Origin of the sequence: Rhodococcus spelaei (assembly GCF_006704125.1) — a bacterium.
Taxonomy (GTDB): domain Bacteria; phylum Actinomycetota; class Actinomycetes; order Mycobacteriales; family Mycobacteriaceae; genus Rhodococcus_G; species Rhodococcus_G spelaei.
On record NZ_VIGH01000008.1, the window covers coordinates 111,728 to 131,948 of the forward strand.

The following is a 20,221-nucleotide window of genomic DNA, read 5'->3' on the forward strand; positions in this document are numbered from 1 at the left end:
CGGCGTTCCGTGGCCCGGCTACCGGACCGCCACGGCGGGCCGAGGCGGTGCGAGCCGGAATCGTCGCTGCCGAAGCCGCTCCTCGTTGAGGTCGTGCAGGCGCGCCTGGAGCAGCGACGCCGCGGTGACGAGGCCGACCGGCTCGCCGCCGTCGATCACCGGCGCCTCCGTCACCCCATGTTCGGCGAACACGTACGCCACGTGGCGCAGGGTGTCCCGCGGGTGCACGTACAGACCCGATTCTTGGGCCGAGTCGGCCAGCTCCCGTGCCGCGCGGGTGGCATCGGTGTCGGTGCACATCACCTCCTCGGCGAAGAAGGTCTCCAACGGGTCGGTCGAGTACTCGCGGGTCAGGTGCAGGCCCCGTCGTGCGATCTTCTCGGTGAGCAGCGATCGCTTGAGGGCCAGCACGGACAGCGCATACGCGGCCGTCGACGCAATCAGTAGCGGCAGCATCGCACCCCACACATGGGTGAGTTCGAGGGTGAAGACGACCCCGGTGAGCGGTGATCGCATCACTCCGCCGACGACCGCCGCCAGACCCAGCATGGCCCAGAAGCCCGGAATGACATCGGGGAAGATCATGCCTTCCAGGGCGCCGAGCGCGCCGCCGATCATGAAGATCGGCGCCAGCACGCCTCCGGAAGTGCCCGAGCCCAGGGACAGTGACCAGATCAGTGTCTTCACCACCAGGATGCCCAGAATCAGTCCGAGTGTTGCTTTGCCGGTGAGCAATTCGTCGATCACGTCGTAGCCGACGCCAAGGACACGTGGTTCGATCAGCCCTCCGATACCGATGATCGCGCCGCCGATCGCAGGCCACCACATCCAGTGGAACGGGAGTCGGGCGAATCCGTCCTCGGACTTGTAGACCAGCCAGGTCGCGACCAGGGCGAGGATTCCGCCGCTGACGCCGATGACGACGGCGAGCGCGGACACCGTGGGTGTGATGTGCAGACCGGTCGCGTCGACGGGGAAGACGGGGCCGGTCCCCAGGATGAATCCACGCACCACGGTGGCGACGGCCACCGCGGCCACCACCGGCACGAAACTGCGTGGACGGTATTCGAAGAGCAGCAGCTCGACGGCGAGAAGCACGGCGGCCATCGGCGAATTGAACGTCGCGGCCATGCCCGCCGCGGCACCGGAGACCAGCAGCGTCTTACGTTCGTCGGCCGTGACGTGGAGCGCCTGGCCCAGGATCGAGCCGATCGCTCCGCCGGTCATGATGATCGGTCCCTCGGCCCCGAACGGACCGCCGGTTCCGATGCTCACCGCGGCCGAAACGGGTTTGAGCACAGCAATTTTCGGTTGCACGATGCTGCCGCCGGTGAGGATGGACTCGATGGCCTCGGGCATGCCGTGGCCGCGGATCTTCTCCGACCCGAAGCGGGCCATCAGTCCGATGATCAGGCCGCCCGCGATCGGCGCGAACAGGATCAGCCACCACGGATCGTGGCCGCCGCTCGGGGTGACCAGCTGGGTGTCCCAGCGCTGGTAGAACACCAGGTTCGTCACGAGGCCGATCAGCATCAGCAGCAGCCAGGCGGCGAGGGCGCCGAGTCCACCGACCAGTGTCGCCCAACCGGCGATGACCAGCATCCGCGGTTCCACCGAGAAGTCCCCGAGCTCACGGCGACGGAGGGCGCCCTTCGTCGCGCTCACAGCGGCACCGGACCGTGCAGTTCGGCGGTGTACTGCTCACCGACGACGCGGTGGAACTGGGCCAGCCCGTCCACGGTGGCGGCTCGCTGGTCCGCGCCGAGACCGGCGAGGATCCGGGCCAGTTCGTGATGCCGCCACTCGAGGACCTTGTCCACGACACGGTGGCCGCGAGCGGTGAGCTCGAGGGTGACGACGCTGCGGCTACGTGGGTCGGTGCCGCGTTCGACGTGGCCGGAGCCGTGCAGTCGGTCCGCCAACCGGGTCACGGACGAATTGCTCGCGCCGAGGGCGTGCGCGACCTGCGACGAGGGGCTGCGGCCGAGGTCGTGCAACGAAAGCATCAGCCGGAACTGGGGGAGTGACACCTCGCCCTGGAGGATCTCGAGACTGTGCAGGGCAACTCCAATCAGGTCGCGGGTCGCGCGCTGGAACGCGTCGATTTCGCCCTGGGTGGGTGCCGTTGCTCCACGATCGGAAGTGTTCACGCCAGAAAGTATTGCAGTCGACAACTGTTGTCTACAACAATCTGAGGGGCGACGTGACCCGCGCCACGGCGGGTCGGGCTGTCCCGCGGCGGGGCGGTGGCGGGTCCTCGCGTCTGGCAGCATGACCGGTAGGACATGGCGGGCGACGAAGCGTTGGGACACATGAGCGACTTGGAAGACACGAATTCAGCGATGGCCACCGGGGCGCAGTACCCGTTCCGACGGCTGCTGCCCGACGCGCCGCTGCTCGCCGCGGCGACCGGACGCAGGCCGGCACACCGTCCGGTGTGGTTCATGCGTCAGGCCGGGCGCTCGCTGCCCGAGTACCGCGAGATCCGCGCCGGGATCGGGATGCTCGAATCCTGCTTCAACCCCGAACTGGTCTGCGAGATCACCGTCCAGCCGGTGCGCAGGCACAAGGTGGACGCGGCAATCCTGTTCTCGGACATCGTGGTTCCGCTCAAGGCGGCGGGCATCGACCTCGACATCGTGGCCGGCACCGGTCCGGTGGTGGCCAACCCGGTGCGCTCGGCGTCCGACGTCGCCGCGCTGCCTCGGCTGCGGCCCGAGGAGGTCGGCGCCGTCACCGACGCGATCGGCCTGCTCACCCGCGAGCTCGGCGACACCCCGCTGATCGGTTTCGCGGGAGCGCCGTTCACCCTCGCCTCGTACCTGGTCGAGGGCGGCCCGAGTCGCAACCACGAGCGCACCAAGGCGCTCATGCACTCCGACCCGCACACCTGGCACGCACTGCTCGGCGCGCTCGCCGACACCACCATCACTTTCCTCAAGGCCCAGTTGCACGCCGGCGTCGACGCCGTGCAGCTGTTCGACTCGTGGGCGGGTGCGCTCTCGCTGGCCGAGTACCGCCAGTTCGTGCTGCCGCACTCCGAGCGGGTGTTCGCGGAGGTCGCGGAGGCGAACGTGCCGCGGATCCACTTCGGCGTCGGCACCGGCGAGCTGCTCGGCGCGATGGGTGAGGCGGGCGCCGACGTCGTCGGGGTGGACTGGCGGATCCCGCTGCACGATGCGGCGCGACGGGTCGGACCCGGCAAGGCGCTGCAGGGCAACCTCGACCCGGCTGTGCTGTTCGCCGGCTGGGACGCCGTCGAGCGGGAGGTCCGGCGGATCGCCGAAGAGGGCGACCGCGCGATCGCCGCGGGCGCGGCCGGACACATCTTCAACCTGGGCCACGGCGTGCTGCCGGACACCGACCCGGCCGTGCTGACCGCGGTGGTGGAGCTGGTGCACTCGCTGTGACCACGATCGCCGTCGTCGGTGGGGGCATCTCGGGGCTGACCGCCGCGTACCGGCTGCGCGGAGCGCTCGGACCGGACGCGCGGATCGTCGTGCTCGAGGCGTCCGACCGGCTCGGCGGCAAGCTGCGCACCACCGAGCTGGCCGGGGGACCCGTCGACGTCGGCGCCGAGGCGTTCATCGAACGCAGGCCCGAGGTGCCCGCGCTGCTCGCCGAACTCGGACTGTCCGATCAGGTGGAGCACCCCTCGTCGGCGCGGCCGCTGATCTGGTCGGGTGGTCGCCTGCACCCGATGCCGACCGGAACGCTGATGGGCATTCCGGCGCGGGCCGACTCGTTGGACGGGCTCGTGGACGCCGACACCCTCGCTCGGGTCGCGGCCGAACCGACCGTGCCGCTGCACTGGGACCGCGGCGCCGACGTCTCGGTCGCGGAACTGGTCGGCTCGCGTTTCGGCGAGCAGGTGGTCCGGCGGTCGGTGGACCCGCTGCTCGGCGGCGTCTACTCCGGACTGTCGGACACGGCCGGCGTCCGGGCCACGGTGCCCACCCTGGCGGCGGCGCTCGACGCCGGCGCGACGAGCCTGACCGAGGCGGTCGGGCGGGCACTGCCGCCGGCGTCGGACGCCCCGGTGTTCGGTGCGCTGCACGACGGATACGGTGTGCTGCTGGATGCGCTGACGTCGGCATCCGGAGCCGAAATCATTTCTGCCACAGCTGGTTCCGGGATCAGGCGTTCCGGTGGGCGCTGGGCGGTCGACCCGGTGGGGGAGGTGGACGGGGTACTCCTCGCGGTCCCCGCCGACCGCGCCGCCGAACTGCTCGCCGGACCCGCGCCCGCGGCGGCCGCCCAGGCCGCGCGCATCCCGCTCGCGTCGTCGGTGGTGGTCGCGCTGGCCCTGCCGCACGACGCCGGGCTGCCGCCGAACTCGGGGATCCTCGTCGCGACCGGCGAGAACCTCGCGGCCAAGGCGTTCACCCTGTCCGGCCGCAAGTGGCCGCACCTGGCCCGGCGCGAGGTGCTGTTGGCGCGGGCCTCGTTCGGCCGCTTCGGCGACGCCGGGATCGTGGACGCCGACGACGAGCAGCTGATCACCCTCGCGCGCGCCGACCTGGCCACCGTCACGGGCGTCACCGACGCACCGGTGCAGGCGGTCGTGCAGCGCTGGCACGGCGGACTGCCGCAGTACCGGGCCGGGCACCTCGACGTCGTCGCAGCGCTGGACGCAGAGATCGCGCAGGTCGACGGGCTGGAGCTGGCCGGTTCGATGCTCCGCGGCGTCGGCGTCCCGGCCTGCGTGGCGTCGGCGACAGCGGCCGCGGCACGGCTCGCGGCGGCAGTGGCAGGATAGGGCCATGGCACGCCTCGACTATGACAAGCTCAACTCCACCCTGCGCTACGCGATGTTCTCGGTGTTTCAGGTTCAGCCGGGGGTCCTCGGTGAGGACCGCACCAAGGCGATCGCGGACGCGAAGGCGTTCTTCGAATCCTTCGACGACACCGACGTGATCGTTCGCGGCATCTACGACGTCTCCGGTCTGCGCGCCGACGCCGACTTCATGATCTGGTACCACGCCGAGCGGCTCGAAGACCTGCAGAAGCTGTACGCCGACTTCCGGCGCACCACCGACCTCGGTCAGGCCAGCGATCCGGTGTGGTCGAACGCCTGCCTGCACCGCCCCGCGGAGTTCAACAAGAGCCACCTGCCGGCGTTCGTCGCGGGTGAGGAGCCGGGCGCCTACGTCTGCGTCTACCCGTTCGTGCGGTCCTACGAGTGGTACCTGCTCCCGGACGCCGATCGTCGCAAGATGCTCGCCGACCACGGCAAGGAGGCCCGCGACTACCCGGACGTGCGGGCCAACACCGTCCCCGCGTTCGCGCTCGGCGACTACGAGTGGCTGCTGGCCTTCGAGGCGCCCGCGATGGACCGCATCGTCGACCTGATGCGCGACCTGCGGGCCACCGAGGCCCGGATGCACGTCCGCGAGGAGACGCCGTTCTTCTCCGGCCCGCGCGTCGACGTCGAGAAGCTGATCGCCGCCCTGCCCTGACAGCGGCTTCCGTCGCCGGAACGGGTGTGTCGTGGTGCGGTGAGCCCGCTGGCAGACTGGCAGTCATGAGTTCGGGATCGACGCGGCACCAGCACATGGCGCACTGGGGGATGTTCGAGGCCGAGACCGTGGGCGGCGAGGTCACCGCTGTGCACCCGTTCTCCGGCGATGCCGATCCCTCGCCGATCCTGGCCAACGCGGTCGGTTCGGTGCGGCACCGTTCGCGGATCGCCGGGCCGGCGGTCCGGCGCGGCTGGCTCGAGAACGGACCCGGACCGTCCGATGCCCGCGGCGCCGACGAGTTCGTCGCGGTCGGCTGGGACGAGCTGACCGGACTGCTGGCCACCGAACTGCGCCGTGTCGTCGACCGGCACGGCAACCGCGCGATCTACGGCGGCTCCTACGGGTGGTCCTCGCCGGGCCGTTTCCACCATGCGCAGAGCCAGGTGCACCGCTTCCTGAAGATGCTCGGCGGCTACACCCGCTCCGAACACAGCTACTCGCTCGGTGCGACCGGCGTGATCATGCCGCGGGTGGTGGGCACGCACTGGAAGATGTTCGCGCGCTCCACCAACTGGGACGTCATCGCGCGCGAGACGGACCTGATGGTGTGCTTCGGCGGGGTGCCGCTGAAGAACACCGCCGTCAACGACGGTGGTACCAGCAATCATCCGACCCGCGGGGCGCTGGACGCGTTGCGCACCCGCGGCGGCCGGATCGTGTCGATCAGCCCGCTCGCCGACGACCTGCACGGCGAGGCGGAGCGGCTCGCCCCGCGTCCGGGCACGGACGTGGCGATCATGCTGGCCTGCGGTTACGTGCTGGCCAGCGAGGGGCTCGCGGACCGCGCCTTCCTGGACCGCTACACCGCCGGCTACGACAAGTTCGAGGACTACCTGCTCGGCCGCGCTGACGGCGTCCCGAAGACACCGGCGTGGGCCGCGCAGCTGTCGGGACTGCCGGCGGAGACGATCGCGGACCTGGCCCGTCGAATGGCCAAGGGCCGCACCCTGATCACCGTCACCTGGTCACTGCAGCGGGTCCGGCACGGCGAACAGGCCCCGTGGGCGGGCATCACCCTGGCCGCGATGCTCGGCCAGATCGGGCTTCCGGGCGGCGGTTTCGGCCACGGCTACGGCTCGATGAACGAACCTGGCCTGGCGCCGGTGCCGTACCCGCTGCCGACCCTGTTCCAGGGACAGAACCCGGTGTCGGATTCCATTCCGGTGGCGGCGATCTCGGACCTGCTGCTGAATCCGGGGCAGCAGTACGACTTCGACGGCGAGCACCGCACCTTCCCCGACATCCGGCTGGTGTACTGGGCGGGCGGCAACCCCTTCCACCACCATCAGGACATCGGCAGACTGCGCAGGGCGCTGGGCAGGCCGGACACGATCGTCGTGCACGACCCGTACTGGACGCCGATGGCCAAGCACGCGGACATCGTGGTGCCGTCCACCACCTCGCTCGAACGCGACGACCTCTCGTGCACCCGCAACGACCCACTGCTGGTGGCGATGCACGCCGCCGCGCCCCGGTTCGCCGACGCCCGCCACGACTACGACACCTTCGCGGCCCTCGCGACCCGACTCGGGTTCGGTGAACTCTTCACCGAGGGTCGTACCGCGCGGCAGTGGCTCGAGCACATGTACGGGCAGTGGCGCGGTTTCGTCGAAGCCGACGGCGCGGACGTGCCCGAGTTCGAGGAGTTCTGGCGCCGGGGGCACCTGCGGATGCGCACCGAGGAGGGGTTGACCCTGTTCGAGGACTTCCGGGCCGACCCGGAGGCCAACGCGTTGCGTACACCGAGCGGGCGGATCGAGATCTTCTCCTCGGACATCGACGGTTTCGGCTACGACGACTGCGCGGGCCACCCCACCTGGTACGAGCCGGAGGAGTGGCTCGGGGGAGAGCGGGCACGCGAGTTCCCGCTGCATCTGATCGCGAACCAGCCGAAGACCCGACTGCACAGTCAACTCGACCACGGCGCGACGAGTCAGGCGTCGAAAGTGCAAGGCCGCGAACCGATCCGGCTCCACCCCGACGACGCGGCCGAACGCGGTCTCGCGGCGGGCCAGGTGGTGCGGGTGTTCAACGACCGCGGTGCCTGTCTGGCCGGGGTGGTCCTCGACGACGGTCTGCTGCCCGGTGTGGTGCAGCTCTCCACCGGCGCGTGGTACGACCCGCTCGACCCGTCCGACCCGAATTCCCTGTGTGTGCACGGCAATCCGAACGTGCTGACCGCCGACGTCGGCACCTCGAGCCTGGCACGCGGGTGCACCGGCCAGCACGTGCTGGTGCAGGTGGAACGGTTCGACGGAGAGCTGCCGCCGATCCGCGCCTACGACCCGCCGGTGGTGCGGCAGCGCTGACCGATCGGACGTTTCGGACCGTACGGGGCCGCGGCACGGCGTACGGTGAGCTGTCATGAACCGTACTGCGGGTGTATTTCGTGGTCGATACGTTCGTGCGGTGGGCGCCGCATTCGCCGTGACACTGATGGTCGGAGCCTGTTCGTCCGGCTCCGATTCCGGGTCCGGTCCGGGTTCCACCACCGCGTCTGTGCCGGTGGCCGCGATCGATGACGCGGCACTGCAGTCGACCGTCGTGGCGGCCGCGAAGGACCTCCAGCTACCCGGGGTGGTGGTGCTGCTGCGCACCCCGAAGGGCGAGCAGACCGTCACCTACGGCACCACCGAACGCGGCGGTGGCGCACCGGTCGGCCTCGACGACCACGTCCGGGTCGGGTCGAACACCAAGACGTGGACCGGCACGGTGATCCTGCAGCAGGTGCAGGAGGGCAAGATTGCCCTCACCGATCCGGTCTCGAAGTACCGCCCCGACGTGCCGGGCGGCGACGGCATCACCATCGAACAGCTGCTCGACATGCGCAGCGGCCTGTTCAACTACAGCGAGACGCTGGAACTGAACCAGACGATGGACCGGGAACCGCAGAAGGCGTGGACCCCCGACGAACTGCTCGCGTTGGCGTACGCCCATCCGCCGTACTTCCCGCCCGGCCAGGGCTACCACTACTCGAACACCAACTTCATCCTGCTCGGACTGATCGCCGAGAAGATCGACGGCAAGCCGCTCCCACAGATCTTCCAGGACCGGCTGTTCGGCCCGGTCGGGTTGAAGAACACCGTGTTCCCCGAGCTCACCTCCAACGCGATCCCCGTCCCGTACTCGCATGGCTACATGTTCGGCGACAACGTGCTCACCATGACCGACCCGGCGATTCCGGCGGACATGCAGGCCGCGGCGAAGGCGGGCACCCTGGCGCCGCACGACGTCACCGACGGCAACCCGTCCTGGGCCTGGGCGGCCGGATCGGGCATCTCGACCGCGCACGACCTCGCGACGTGGGCGGAGGCGCAGGCCGACGGCAAGGTCCTCGACCCCGAGATGCAGGCGAAACGGATGGCCGCATTCCAGCCGACCGACCCCAGCAAGCCCGGTGGCCCCGAGTACGGCCTCGCCATGGCGAAGTTGGGCCCGCTGTACGGGCACACCGGCGAGCTGCCGGGCTACAACTCGTTCATGGGCAGCGACCCCGCCAGCGGAGTGACGCTGGTGGTGTGGGCGAACCTCGCGCCCGCGGCGAACGGCCAGGACCCGGCGAGCAGCATCGCGAAGACGATCGTCGACGAGATGTTCCCGCCGACATCCGGTGCCTCGCAGACCGGTAGTCCCACGCCGACGAGCTAGCGGCGCTCAGGCCTTCGGGACCAGCCGCAGTGAGATCGAGTTGATGCAGTACCGCTGGTCGGTCGGCGTCGGGTAACCCTCGCCCTCGAAGACGTGGCCGAGGTGGCTGTGGCAGTTCGCGCACAGCACCTCGACCCGGCGCATGCCCAGGGTGTCGTCGCTGCGCAGGATCACGGCGTCGGAGTCGGCGGGATCGAAGAACGACGGCCAGCCGCAGTGCGACTCGAACTTCTCCGAACTGGTGAACAGCAGCGTGTCGCAGGCCCGGCAGTGGTATTCGCCGACCGTCGTGGTGTCGGTGTACTCGCCGACGAAGGGTCGTTCGGTCCCCGCCTGACGGAGCACGGCGTACTCCTCGGGCGTCAGTCGCTGCCGCCACTGCTCGTCGGTGAGCTGGAGGCCGGGCGTCGGATCTGCGTCGGAGCTCATGCCTCCACGCTAACCTTCTCCGGTTCCGGTTCGGGATAGACGGGGTCGATGCCGCGCTCGAGCCTGCCCTCCCGCTTGGCGGTGACGTAGCGGGCGACCAGGACGCCGCAGATCACCAGCAGCAGCAAGCTCCAGCCGAGGGTGGTCTTCATGTACTCCGCCGCGCGACCGGAGGCAGGGAACCTGCCGGACAGCCAGCTGTCGAAGGTCATGAAGCCGTAGACCGCCAGCCAGGCCGGCCAGTTGCGCATCACCGAGTTCCGCAGCACCACGCTCATCAGCAGCGGGAACAGCATCATCGAGTAGTACATCTGGCCCAGCGAACCGAGCAGGAACGACGCCGTCAGCAGTACACCCGTGGCAGTGGTGATGAAGAACAGCCGGTCCTCGCGGTAGTAGCGGTACAGCAGCCAGAGCGACACCAGCACCACCACGGCGAACGCCGCTCGCAGCGCGAGGATCAGCAGGTCCGGCAGGCCGTAGTACGCGCCGTTGCCGACGATTGCGCTGTTGAAGTAGTCGCGGGACTCCATCAGGTACGGCAGCGTCCGGTGCACGAAGTCCATCGGGTCGGCGGACAGCGGCCAGGCGACCGCGGTGAGGATCAACGGGATGCCGAGGGCGGTGACGAACACCTTCCACTGCTTGGTGACCAGGGGGAGCAGCAGCAGCGGCGCCAGGATCGGCTTGACCGCGAAGGTCAGTCCGATCGCCACGCCCGACCAGGCGTCCCGGCGGCGAAGCAGCAGGAGCAGGAAGGCGACCTCGCCGAGCAGGACCAGACCGTTGATGTTGGTGAAGATCAGGGTGTTGGTGACGGTCTCGCTGGAGAACATGCCCAGCAGCAGGATCGGCGCCGCGACGGACGAGATCGTCAGGTCGAACATTCGCAGCAACAGGTACCCGGCGACGATCACGGCGATCGCGTTGACGCCGATGAACAACCAGCGCGAGCGCTCGGGGTCGATGACGGCGATCGGGGCCATCAGCAGGGTGCCGCTCGGCGGGTAGAGGTAGTGCGGGTCCACCCAGTTGAAGTTCGCGGTGTAGACCGGCTTGTGGTTGAGGAACGCCAGCGCCGCCCGGTACACCGGGGTGAAGTCGTCGGTACGGGCCCCGTTGACCGCCTTGACCAGCACCCGATGCAGGACCGTCATGATCGCGAGCGGCCACAGCGCGAACTTCACCACCTCGGCGGTGGTGCGTGCGGTGCGCGGTTCGAGCTGTCGAAGGAACACCGTGGCACGGTACACCGGCGAGGTGTTCAGCCGGGGCAGGCGCCGCCGTCGGGCGGCAGGGTGCCCGTCCCGACGTACGTCACCACGGCCTGCTGCACGCACTCCGAGTGGCTGCTCGCGGGATGCCCGCGGCCCAGCCAGGCGAGGGTCGAGGAGGGCGCACCGGCGGCGGCGACCGCGCCGGACGCCGAGGCGGCCCCGTCGCCGGCGACCGGATCGGCCGCACCCGCGATCGTCAGCACGGGCACCGACAGTGCGGACGGCGTGGGCTGGGCAGCGGTGGTCGGCCAGGAGGCGCACAGCAGCAACGACAATGCGGCGTCGGGGCCGAACGCGGGGTACCGCTCACCCCAGTCCCGCTGCAGCTCGCGTACGCGGCCGGGAGTCGGCCACTGTTGACCGTCGGAGCACCGGGCCACGAACTGCCCGTCGGAGTCGGTCGCGGAAGCCGCCCGGCCGACGAGATCGGACAGGCCGGCGGTGTCACCGCGCCCGGCGGCGGCGAGGACGTCGGCGAACTCCCGGATCCGGGCCTGCTGGTCACCCCGCGGCGAGCCGAGGAAATCCGTCAGGGCGGCGCCGAGGGCGTTCGTCGAGATCGGGCGCAACTGGCCCGCCCCGGCCCGGTGAATCAGGTCGAGCACCGCCGCGTGGGGATCCGGGCCGAGCGCGCACGCCAGCGCCGCGCACTGCCTGGCGAACGCAGCGAGCGCGGCCTCCTGCCCGCGCACGCGGGTCTCGGCCACGGTGACGGCGTCTGCGCGGACGGTGGCGGGGGAGTCGAGGACCAGCCGTGCCACCGCCCCGGGATGCTTGGCCGCGAATGCCAGCGCGACATCTCCGCCGCTGCCGGTGGCGAGCAGTCCGAGCCGGTCGACGCCCCACGTGGTGCGCAGCTGTTCGAGGTCGTCGGCCGCGTGCGCGGCGTCGAAGGCGAGCTCCTGCGGCTGCAGGAAGTCGGTGCATTCGGTGGTCGCGTCGCGGCCGAGCGCCATCACGGTGTCGACGGCGTCGCCGCCCGCGACCGGTGGCGCCGTGAACTGACCGAGGTCGAACATCTGCTTGCCCAGGGTGGGATTCCCTCGGGGTGCGAGGCACTCGATCGGCGTGGACGTACCGATCCCGCGGCGATCGACCGCAACCAGCGGCCGGGCGGCGAGCAGCGGCGCCGCCGGTCCCGCGGCGAGCGCGGCCAGGGTGCTCGTCGACGACCGGTCGGCGCCGGACGTCAGCACCAGGGGCGCGGCGTCGGCCGGGGTCTGGGGCAGTCGGGCGCGCAGTGCACCGAGTGAGAAGGAACCGCGGATCCGGCCGCCCGCGTCGATGGGCGCGGCCAGTTCGGCGCACTCGAGGACCAGTCCGGCGGGCCCGGGTCCCAGGCCGAGGACGTCGAGGGTGGTGCGGGTGCAGTCCTGCCAGTTCAGGTCGTGCACCGGTGCGGCGAGTGCCGGCGGGCCCTGCGTCCCGGTGGGTTCGGCGGTCGCGCCGTCGCCGCGCTCGACCACCGCCACGTCCGGCCGCACGCTCGGTCCCGCTCCGCAGGCGGAGACGCAGAGCACGAGAACCGCTGCCGGCAACCACAATCTGCGCCGGGTGAGCGCAGCGACGGGGAATGGCATGGGCCACAGCCTGCCAGGTTGCTCACGCACCCCGCTCGCGCACCCATCGCGTCAGTACCGTGCCGTCGTCGTCGCCGAGCACGTGGGCGCGACGCATCGCGGTGGCGCCGGCGCGCGGGGACGAGGCGATCCGGCCGGACCCGCCGCCGACCAGCATCGGGGACGTGGTCAGGCACAGCTCGTCCACCGCGTCGTCGGCCAGCAACTGGCCGAACAGCGACGGCCCGCCCTCGCACAGCACCCGGTGCAGGCCGAGCTCGCCGAGGGTCGACACGATCGCGGCGGTCCCGACGGCCCCGTGCCCGATCTCGAGCACCCGCGCACCCGCGTCGGCGAGCGCACGCTTGCGGGCGGCGGGGGCCTCCGTGCACGTCAGGATCAGGGGAGCGACGTCGGTGTCGACGAGCAGTCGCGACGAGGGGTCGACGTGGGCTCCCGCGGTGACGACCGCGATCGGTGGGGTGTCCGACTGTCCGCGCGCACGACGCCGCGCGCGTTGGGTCGGGTCGGTGCGGGCGCCGCCGTAGTTCTCGGCCCGTACCGTCCCGGCACCGACGAGCACCACGTCGGCCAGTTCGCGCAGGATGGTGAACAGGCGGTGGTCGGCGGGAGTGCCGAGGCCGCCGGAGGTGCCGTCGGTGGAGACCGCGCCGTCGATGCTGGCCACGAAGTTCACCCGGATCCACGGCGCGGACGGGTTGTCGGGGTAGCGGTGCAGGTCGCGCAGCGCGTCGTCGTGGAGCGCTGTGAGGTAGGTCGCATTATCGAGATGGTGCACAGGAGTTATAACAGCACGTAGATACGCTGTTTACATGCACGCACGCCTCGTTGACCGTAGTCCGGTTCTCCAAGCAGACCAGTTGGTTGCACAGATGGTCCCGCCGGCGATGTTCAACGAGGTGAGTTTCGCGTCGTACATCCCCGATCCGAACGAGCCGAGCCAGGCTGCCGCGGTCCGCAAGGCCGAGGAGTTCGCCGGGAAGGTCGGCAAGATCCGCTCCGGCGGCCGACGCGGACTGTTCGGCAAGAAGGCCCAGGCCTCGGGCGCCGGCCTGTACCTCGACGGCGGCTTCGGTGTCGGCAAGACCCACCTGCTCGCGTCGATCTTCCACAGTGTGCCCAGCCCCAAGGCGTTCGGCACCTTCGTCGAGCTGACCCACGTGGTCGGCGCGCTGGGCTTCAACAACGCCGTCGAGCAGCTCTCGAACCACAGTGTGCTGTGCATCGACGAGTTCGAGCTCGACGATCCGGGCGACACCATGCTCGTCTCCCGGCTGCTGACCGAGCTGTCCGCCCGCGGGGTGTCGATCGTGGCCACCTCGAACACGCTGCCCGGACAGCTCGGCGAGGGCCGCTTCGCCGCCCAGGACTTCCTGCGCGAGATCAAGAAGCTCGGCTCGATCTTCGAGACCATCCGCGTCGACGGACCCGACTACCGTCACCGCGACCTGCCGCCCGCCCCCGAGCCGATCTCCGACGCCGAGCTCGCCGAGCTGGCCGACGCGACACCCGGTTCGACCCTGGACGACTTCGACGCGCTGTGCAAGCACCTGAGCACCCTGCACCCGTCGCGCTACAACAAGCTGATCGACGGCGTGTCCGCGGTGTTCCTGCGGGGCGTGCACCCGGCCCAGGACCAGTCGGTCGCGCTGCGCCTGGTGGTCCTCGCCGATCGCCTCTACGACGCCAGCATCCCGGTGACCGTCTCGGGCGCCAAGCTCGACGAGATCTTCACCCCGGAGATGCTCGCCGGCGGCTACCGCAAGAAGTACCTGCGCGCCACGTCGCGACTGCTGGCGCTCTCGCGCTTCGAGGTCCCGGCCTAGCCTGCTGTCCCACCTACCTCAGGGTGAGGGGAACCATCATTCGGTCTGACAGGGTGATGGTTCCCCTCACCCGTTTTGGGGGGTGGCGGTCAGAACCGGCGCTCGAGTACGAAGTCGTGGTGCAGTTGGTCCCCGACCCGGAACCGCTTGGTCCCGACCCTCTCGAATCCCTGCTTCGCGTAGAAGCGTTGCGCGCGAACGTTCTCCTGGTTGACGCCCAACCACACGCCGGCCGCGCCGCGGGCCCGCGCCCGCTCCAGGGCAACGGACATCAACAGGTGCGAGACGCCCTCACCGTGATGGTCGGGTAGCACGTACAGCTTGCTGATCTCGACGGTCGGCACGGCGGTGACCGCGGCCCGCACGTCCGGGTCGTCGACCACCCCGTCGACGAGCATCGCGTACCCGACGATGCCATCGGCGCCGACCGCCTTGAGCACCGCCCGGTCCGGGGCGGTCAGGTAGTCGGCGAACCGGTCCGCCGACAGCACGGTGGCGAGGAAGTCTGCGACGTCGGCCTCGGTGACCGAGGGTGGGCACGCGAGCGGGAACGTCACCGCGGCGACCTCCGCGAGTGCGGCGGCGTCGTCCGCCGCGGCGTCGACGACGGCCAGGGTCTCGGTCACAGGTTGTCCACCGTCTGCTTGGCCTCGCGCAGGCTCATGCCGGTCCGGTCGCGCAGCAACTTGATCGCCTTGATCGGCTCACCCGACTGCTTGAGCGCGCGCACCTCGGGCTCGAGCAGCGCCCACCCCGCGGGCGGTGGCGCGGTGTCCAGACCCGCTGAGGGCACCCATTCGCCGCGGGCGACAGCGTCGATCGCGGCCTTCGCCTCGGACAGTCCGAGCCCGGTCGCGTCGCGCAGGACCTTGATCGCGTGGATGTTCTTGTGGTCGGCCACGAGGCGTTCGATCCGCTCCCGGGTCTCGAGGTCGAGGCGACGGATGAAGGTGGCGCTGGTGTAGCCGGTGGCCGTACGCGGGCCGCCTCGTCTGGTCACCAACCACGCGGTCAGCACCGCGACGTCCACGAGTATCAGCACCACGATGAGCCAGCCCCAGTTCGGCATGGTGCCAGTCAACCACTACCCGACGTGGTCGACGGAAAGCGGTGCCGCGTCGGCGCGGGCGGGCCGGAACGCGGGCGCCAGCAGGATCAGGCCGACGGCGAAGACGAGCGGGATGGCGAACCCGATCCGCATGTTGGTCAGGTCGGCGACGGCGCCGACGATGCCGCCGCCGATCACCGTGCCCGCGTAGTTGAACAGGTTGAGGCGCGCGATCACCGCATCGGTCTGTTCGGGCGGGGCGAGCCGTCCGGCGGCACTGAAGCACAGCGGCGCCACGACGGGCGCGCCGAGTCCGACGATCAGGAACCCGGCGATCGCCATCGCGGGGCTCTGCGCGAACACCACGACCACCAGGCCGACCGAGGCGATTCCCGCGCCGACCCGGACCACCGCGATCTCGCCGTACTTGCGCACCCAGTAGTCGCCGGTGAGCCGGGAGACGAGCCCGGCACCCTGGTAGGCGGCTACCGCGAGTGCGGCTGTGCTCGCGCTGGCGAGCAGCAGGTCCTTGAGGTAGAGCGCGGACCAGTTGCCGACGCTGAAGTCGATGGCGAAGAACAGGGCCATCGCCGCGCCGAGCGCGAGGAACGGTCGCCACGGGATGACGAGTGGGGTGGCCGCCGAGGACGTGACTTCGGGTCCGGTGGCGAGCAGACGGGGACCGAGCGCGGCGGTACCGATCGCGACGACGACGGCGGCGACCAGGATCGACACCGGCAGGCTCACCTCGAGCGCCGACGACGCGGAGACGAACAGCGCGCCGATGATGGCGCCGATGCTCCACACGGCGTGGAACGACGACAGGATCGAGCGGCCGTACCGGTGCTGGATGGCGACGGCCTGCATGTTGGCGGCGGCGTCGACCATGCCGAGACCGATGCCGTACACCGCGAACCCGGCGAAGAACAGCGCAGTCGAGTTCGAGAGCCCGATGCCGATGCCCGCGACCGCGATGACCGCGAGTCCGGCGCGCAGGGTGGTCTTGCTGGTGGCGCGGGTGGCGACGTACTCGGCGAGCACGCTGCCGACGCCCGCGACCAGCGAGACCGTCACGACTGCGATGACGATGGTGGTGTCGTCGAAGCCGAACCGGTCCTTGAACTGGGGGAGTTGGGTGAGCAGTACCGCGAGGAAGAAGCCCTGCAACCCGAAGGCCACCGCGGTGGACACGCGGGCCGCGCGCTGCGCGGGCGTGGTCGGGGCCGCACCGCTGTCGGGGGTGGGAAGCGTCATGGGGGAGGGCTGCTTTCGCTTGGGCCCGTGCGGGCCGGTTGTTCACGAATTGAAACACCGGACTGGACGTGTGTCCAACAATTGGTCAGACTCGCTCCATGACTGCTGCCGAGACCAAACTGTCGTTCCCGCAGGACTTTCTGTGGGGAGTGGCTGCCGCTGCCTATCAGATCGAGGGCGCCGTCGACGTGGACGGCCGCGGCCGGTCGATCTGGGACGAGTTCTGTGAGCGTCCCGCCGCGGTGGTCGGCGGAGAGACCGGTGCGGTCGCGACCGACCACTACCACCGGTATCGCGAGGACGTCGCGTTGATGCGCGAGCTCGGTGTGGACTCCTACCGCCTGTCGGTGTCCTGGCCGCGCGTGCAGCCGACCGGCAGCGGTGCGGTGAACGAGGCGGGGCTGGACTTCTACGAGCGTCTCGTCGACGAGCTGTGCGCGGCGGGCATCAAGCCGGCCGTCACGCTGTTCCACTGGGACCTCCCACAGGTCTTGCAGGACGCGGGGGGATGGCTCAACCGAGACACCGCCCAGCGTCTCGCCGAGTACGCGGACATCGTAGGTCGTCGGCTCGGCGATCGGGTCCATATGTGGATGCCGCTCAACGAACCGGTGGTGCACACCCTCTACGGGCACGCACTCGGCGTGCACGCGCCGGGCCTCGAACTGGGCTTCGGGGCACTGCAGGCCGCCCACCACCAACTGCTCGGCCACGGGCTGTCGGTGCAGGCGTTGCGGGCCGCCGGCTGCGACAACATCGGCATCGCGTCGAATCACGCTCCGGTGCACGCGGCCAGCGAGTCGGAGGCCGACACCGAGGCTGCCGACATCTACGATCACATCGTGAACTGGACCTTCGCCGACCCGGTGCTGCGCGGCAGCTATCCGGCCGAGGAGCTGGCCGCGATCCTGCAGGGTCCGGTCGACGAGGACCTGAGAGTGATCTCGCAGCCGCTGGACTGGTTCGGGATCAACTACTACGAGCCGACGGTGATCGCGGCCCCGACCTCCGACGACGGCAGCACCGGGGTGCTCGAGGTGGATCTGCCGCCGGGGATGCCGTTCCAGCCGGTCGCACTCGAGGGGTACGAGCGGACCGACTTCGGATGGCCCATCGTGCCCGCCGGCCTGCGCGAGATCGTGTCGATCTTCGCCGACCGGTACGGCGATGCGCTGCCGCCGATCTACGTCACCGAGTCGGGCGCCTCGTTCCACGACCCCGATCCGGACGGCGACGGCCGGGTTCGGGACGACAAGCGCATCGGCTACCACCGCGACCACCTGGCGGCGCTCGGTCAGGCGATGGACGACGGCGTCGACGTGCGCGGCTACTTCGTGTGGTCGATCATGGACAACTTCGAGTGGGCGGCAGGCTACCGTGAGCGCTTCGGTCTGGTGCACGTTGATTACGAGACGCTCACGCGCACACCGAAGGACTCGTACTACTGGTACCGGGACCTGATCGCGGCGCAGCGAGCGGGAGGCTGATGGAGAGCCTGGCGAGCCGCGCGATCCGGCTCCGTTTCACGCTGCGCGGCGGCGGGCGCAGCGCCGCGGCCACCCGCCGCGCCATCGCCGCGCTCGCGCGGCAGCCGACGTCGTTCCGGCCGCCGCGGGGGCTGAGCCGGCGGGTGGACCTCCGGATGGAGACCTCGGCCGCGGGGTGGCCCGTCTACACAGTCACCCCGCGCGGTGCGCGGGCGGACCTGGACCGGGTGGTGTACGTGCACGGTGGGGCGTACTTCCGCGAAATTACCCGTCAGCACTGGACTTTCGTCGCCGGACTGGCTCGCCGCGCGGGCGTCGAGGTGGTGGTGCCGATCTATCCGCTCGCCCCGTGCACGACTGCGGACGTGATCGTGCCCGCGGCGGTGGACCTCGCGGAGGTGCTCGGCGCGGACGCCGGACCGGACCGCCTGACGATGATGGGTGACTCGGCGGGCGGGGGACTTGTCCTGGCGGTGGCCGCGCAACTGCGTGCGCGCACGGGAATCGCTCCGGCACACACGATCCTGATCTCCCCGTGGCTGGACGTGGCGGTCGACGACCCCGAGATCGCCTCGCTCGCTCCGCACGACCCGTGCCTGAGTCCGGACGGGTTGCGGGCCGCGGGTGACGCCTACCGTGGGCCGCTGTCGGCGCGCGACCCGTTGGTCAGTCCCCTCCGCGCCGACCTCGACGATCTCGGCCGGATCACCGTGTTCACCGGCACCCGCGACATCGTGCATGCCGACGCCCGTCGCCTGCGCGAGCGAATGACCGGCGCGGCAGCCGGATTCGAGTACCACGAGGCACCAGGCATGCTGCACGTCTACCCGCTGCTGCGCACGCCCGAGGGACGAGCCGCGCGACGGCAGCTGGCCGCGGCGGTGCGCTCCTCGGTCGCATCCCGGTCAGGGCGCTAGGCCCCGGGCAGAACAGCCAGGCACGAGGCGCATCCGGTCACGCGGTGACCGCGTCCGGATCCGACCGCCAGTCGTAGACCACTTCGGTACGCAGCAGGATGTCCTGTATCGAGCGTCTGCGCGGATCCACCGCGGCCCAGCCGAGGCCGACCGCGAAGAACACGCACAGCAGCGCTCGGAGCGCGGCGACCGGCCAACGGACCCGTCGGCCCCGGGTGGTCGTCACCCGCAGGCCCATCGCCAGGGACCCGACCGTCCGGCCCGTGGTCGCCCAGCAGACGGTGAGGTAGACCAGCGACGCCACGAGCCACGCCGTGACCGACAGCAGCACCGCGGGTGTGGGGAAGGTGAAGTTCTGCGGCGAGAACAGCAGTCGGACGAAGGTCATGCCCAGATAGCAGCCACCGAGCAGCGCCAGCACCACGCCCATGTCGACGGCCGCGGCGAGGCTGCGGGTCACGATGCCTGCCGGTCGCCGCTCCGGTAGGGGGTGGGGGTGCGTCACGGCGCCGTCTGCCCGTTCTCGTCGAGTTCGGTGTCGGCGGCCTCGTCTGCGGGTCCGCCGGTGGGCCGGTCTCGACCGAACAGGCGCCCGACGAACCCGGCGACCGCGTCGTCGGCCTGCATTCCTTGGCTGCGCACCCCGCGGACGGCCTCGGAGGACAGGGAGCCGGTGGAGTCACGGATGATCTGCGGCAGGTCGACGCCGTCGATGATCTGGTCGGCGAGGCCGAGCAGATCGATTCGGGCGATGATCGCGTCGATGTCGATGCGCGCGGCGATCGCGTCGATGTCCACCCGGTCGATCTGCCTGCCGAGGTCGACGGTGTCCACGAGGGCGTCGAGGTCGAGGCGGCGCACGATCGCACCCAGATCGATGCGTTCGGCGACCGCGTCCACGTCGATTCCCTCGGCGATCAGGTCGAGATCGACATGGTCACGGACGATTTTTGTCAGGTCCACTTCCACCAGCGCGGCCGCGACGACCTCGCGGATCGCGGTGCGCAGCGCGGTGCGCGCAAACTGAGTCGCCGCCTGCAGGGTTTCCTCGCCGCGTGACACGGCGGCGGCCGCGGCGGCGTCGAGACGACCGGCGATCCCCGGAACCGTCCGGGCGACGCCGACGGCGGTCCGGCCGGACCATCTGACCACGTCCAGGGTGCGCGCGGCGGCACCGATCATCAGGTACAGGGCCTCGTTACCCTCGCCGGACGCGGTAGTCATGGCGGCACC

Annotated in this window: 19 protein-coding genes; 8 read left to right on the forward strand and 11 right to left on the reverse strand. The window is 70.5% G+C overall.

The window, feature by feature from the left end; all coding sequences use genetic code 11:
• Nucleotides 1–18 precede the first annotated feature (18 nt).
• Nucleotides 19–1,665, reverse strand: coding sequence for a chloride channel protein (locus FK531_RS17500; protein WP_246098236.1), 1,647 nt, complete (start codon nt 1,663–1,665; stop codon nt 19–21).
• Nucleotides 1,662–2,150 (reverse strand): MarR family winged helix-turn-helix transcriptional regulator, encoded by a 489-nt coding sequence (locus FK531_RS17505; RefSeq protein ID WP_246098237.1) that lies wholly within the window; start codon nt 2,148–2,150, stop codon nt 1,662–1,664. Before FK531_RS17505 ends, FK531_RS17500 begins: the two co-directional genes overlap by 4 nt.
• A 162-nt stretch (nt 2,151–2,312) precedes the next feature.
• Here FK531_RS17505 and hemE point away from each other — a divergent pair, with 162 nt between their 5' ends.
• The 5 genes from hemE (at nt 2,313) to FK531_RS17530 (ending at nt 9,170) form a co-directional block, all read left to right on the forward strand.
• Complete coding sequence (gene hemE / locus FK531_RS17510) at nt 2,313–3,410, forward strand: uroporphyrinogen decarboxylase (RefSeq protein ID WP_142101607.1); 1,098 nt, start codon at nt 2,313–2,315, stop codon at nt 3,408–3,410.
• Nucleotides 3,407–4,759 (forward strand): protoporphyrinogen oxidase, encoded by a 1,353-nt coding sequence (locus tag FK531_RS17515; protein WP_142101609.1) that lies wholly within the window; start codon nt 3,407–3,409, stop codon nt 4,757–4,759. The genes hemE and FK531_RS17515 overlap by 4 nt, the downstream gene beginning before the upstream one ends.
• A 4-nt stretch (nt 4,760–4,763) precedes the next feature.
• The gene (gene hemQ, locus FK531_RS17520; RefSeq protein WP_142101611.1) at nt 4,764–5,459 is read left to right on the forward strand and encodes a hydrogen peroxide-dependent heme synthase; all 696 of its coding nucleotides are present in this window, start codon (nt 4,764–4,766) and stop codon (nt 5,457–5,459) included.
• A gap of 95 nt (nt 5,460–5,554) precedes the next feature.
• Complete coding sequence (locus FK531_RS17525) at nt 5,555–7,831, forward strand: molybdopterin-dependent oxidoreductase (RefSeq protein WP_142101970.1); 2,277 nt, start codon at nt 5,555–5,557, stop codon at nt 7,829–7,831.
• A 100-nt stretch (nt 7,832–7,931) separates the two neighbouring features.
• Nucleotides 7,932–9,170: a serine hydrolase domain-containing protein gene (locus tag FK531_RS17530; RefSeq protein ID WP_246098238.1), complete on the forward strand. Its 1,239-nt coding sequence runs from the start codon at nt 7,932–7,934 to the stop codon at nt 9,168–9,170.
• 6 nt (nt 9,171–9,176) lie between these two features.
• Here FK531_RS17530 and msrB read toward each other — a convergent pair whose 3' ends face one another.
• Genes msrB through FK531_RS17550 form a run of 4 tightly spaced genes read right to left on the reverse strand, consistent with a single transcriptional unit; the run spans nt 9,177 to nt 13,234 of the window.
• Entirely contained in the window at nt 9,177–9,599 is a 423-nt protein-coding gene (gene msrB / locus FK531_RS17535) for a peptide-methionine (R)-S-oxide reductase MsrB (RefSeq protein ID WP_142101613.1), read from the reverse strand.
• Complete coding sequence (locus FK531_RS17540) at nt 9,596–10,837, reverse strand: glycosyltransferase family 87 protein (RefSeq protein WP_246098239.1); 1,242 nt, start codon at nt 10,835–10,837, stop codon at nt 9,596–9,598. Before FK531_RS17540 ends, msrB begins: the two co-directional genes overlap by 4 nt.
• 26 nt (nt 10,838–10,863) lie before the next feature.
• Nucleotides 10,864–12,456 (reverse strand): alpha/beta hydrolase, encoded by a 1,593-nt coding sequence (locus FK531_RS17545; protein ID WP_142101617.1) that lies wholly within the window; start codon nt 12,454–12,456, stop codon nt 10,864–10,866.
• Nucleotides 12,457–12,478: 22 nt separating this feature from the next.
• On the reverse strand, nt 12,479–13,234 hold the full coding sequence (locus tag FK531_RS17550; protein WP_181763006.1) for a pyrimidine reductase family protein: 756 nt from the start codon (nt 13,232–13,234) through the stop codon (nt 12,479–12,481).
• Nucleotides 13,235–13,268: 34 nt separating this feature from the next.
• Here FK531_RS17550 and zapE point away from each other — a divergent pair, with 34 nt between their 5' ends.
• Nucleotides 13,269–14,282 carry a cell division protein ZapE gene (zapE, locus tag FK531_RS17555; RefSeq protein WP_142101622.1) on the forward strand — a complete coding sequence of 338 codons (1,014 nt, stop codon included), beginning with the start codon at nt 13,269–13,271 and terminating at the stop codon, nt 14,280–14,282.
• Nucleotides 14,283–14,371: 89 nt separating this feature from the next.
• Here zapE and FK531_RS17560 read toward each other — a convergent pair whose 3' ends face one another.
• The 3 genes from FK531_RS17560 to FK531_RS17570 are packed head-to-tail and all read right to left on the reverse strand — an operon-like array spanning nt 14,372 to nt 16,584.
• Entirely contained in the window at nt 14,372–14,908 is a 537-nt protein-coding gene (locus tag FK531_RS17560; RefSeq protein ID WP_142101624.1) for a GNAT family N-acetyltransferase, read from the reverse strand.
• Complete coding sequence (locus tag FK531_RS17565) at nt 14,905–15,351, reverse strand: ribosomal protein L7/L12 (RefSeq protein ID WP_142101626.1); 447 nt, start codon at nt 15,349–15,351, stop codon at nt 14,905–14,907. The genes FK531_RS17560 and FK531_RS17565 overlap by 4 nt, the downstream gene beginning before the upstream one ends.
• 15 nt (nt 15,352–15,366) lie before the next feature.
• Nucleotides 15,367–16,584, reverse strand: coding sequence for an MFS transporter (locus tag FK531_RS17570; RefSeq protein WP_142101628.1), 1,218 nt, complete (start codon nt 16,582–16,584; stop codon nt 15,367–15,369).
• A 98-nt stretch (nt 16,585–16,682) separates the two neighbouring features.
• Between FK531_RS17570 and FK531_RS17575 the strand changes: the two genes are divergently transcribed.
• Nucleotides 16,683–18,071 (forward strand): GH1 family beta-glucosidase, encoded by a 1,389-nt coding sequence (locus tag FK531_RS17575; protein ID WP_142101630.1) that lies wholly within the window; start codon nt 16,683–16,685, stop codon nt 18,069–18,071.
• Nucleotides 18,071–18,988, forward strand: a complete 918-nt coding sequence (locus FK531_RS17580) for an alpha/beta hydrolase fold domain-containing protein (protein ID WP_142101632.1) — start codon at nt 18,071–18,073, stop codon at nt 18,986–18,988. The genes FK531_RS17575 and FK531_RS17580 overlap by 1 nt, the downstream gene beginning before the upstream one ends.
• 37 nt (nt 18,989–19,025) lie before the next feature.
• Here FK531_RS17580 and FK531_RS17585 read toward each other — a convergent pair whose 3' ends face one another.
• The gene (locus FK531_RS17585; protein ID WP_290367636.1) at nt 19,026–19,448 is read right to left on the reverse strand and encodes an RDD family protein; all 423 of its coding nucleotides are present in this window, start codon (nt 19,446–19,448) and stop codon (nt 19,026–19,028) included.
• A gap of 41 nt (nt 19,449–19,489) precedes the next feature.
• The gene (locus FK531_RS17590) at nt 19,490–20,212 is read right to left on the reverse strand and encodes a hypothetical protein (RefSeq protein WP_181763007.1); all 723 of its coding nucleotides are present in this window, start codon (nt 20,210–20,212) and stop codon (nt 19,490–19,492) included.
• Between the last annotated feature and the right edge of the window lie 9 nt (nt 20,213–20,221).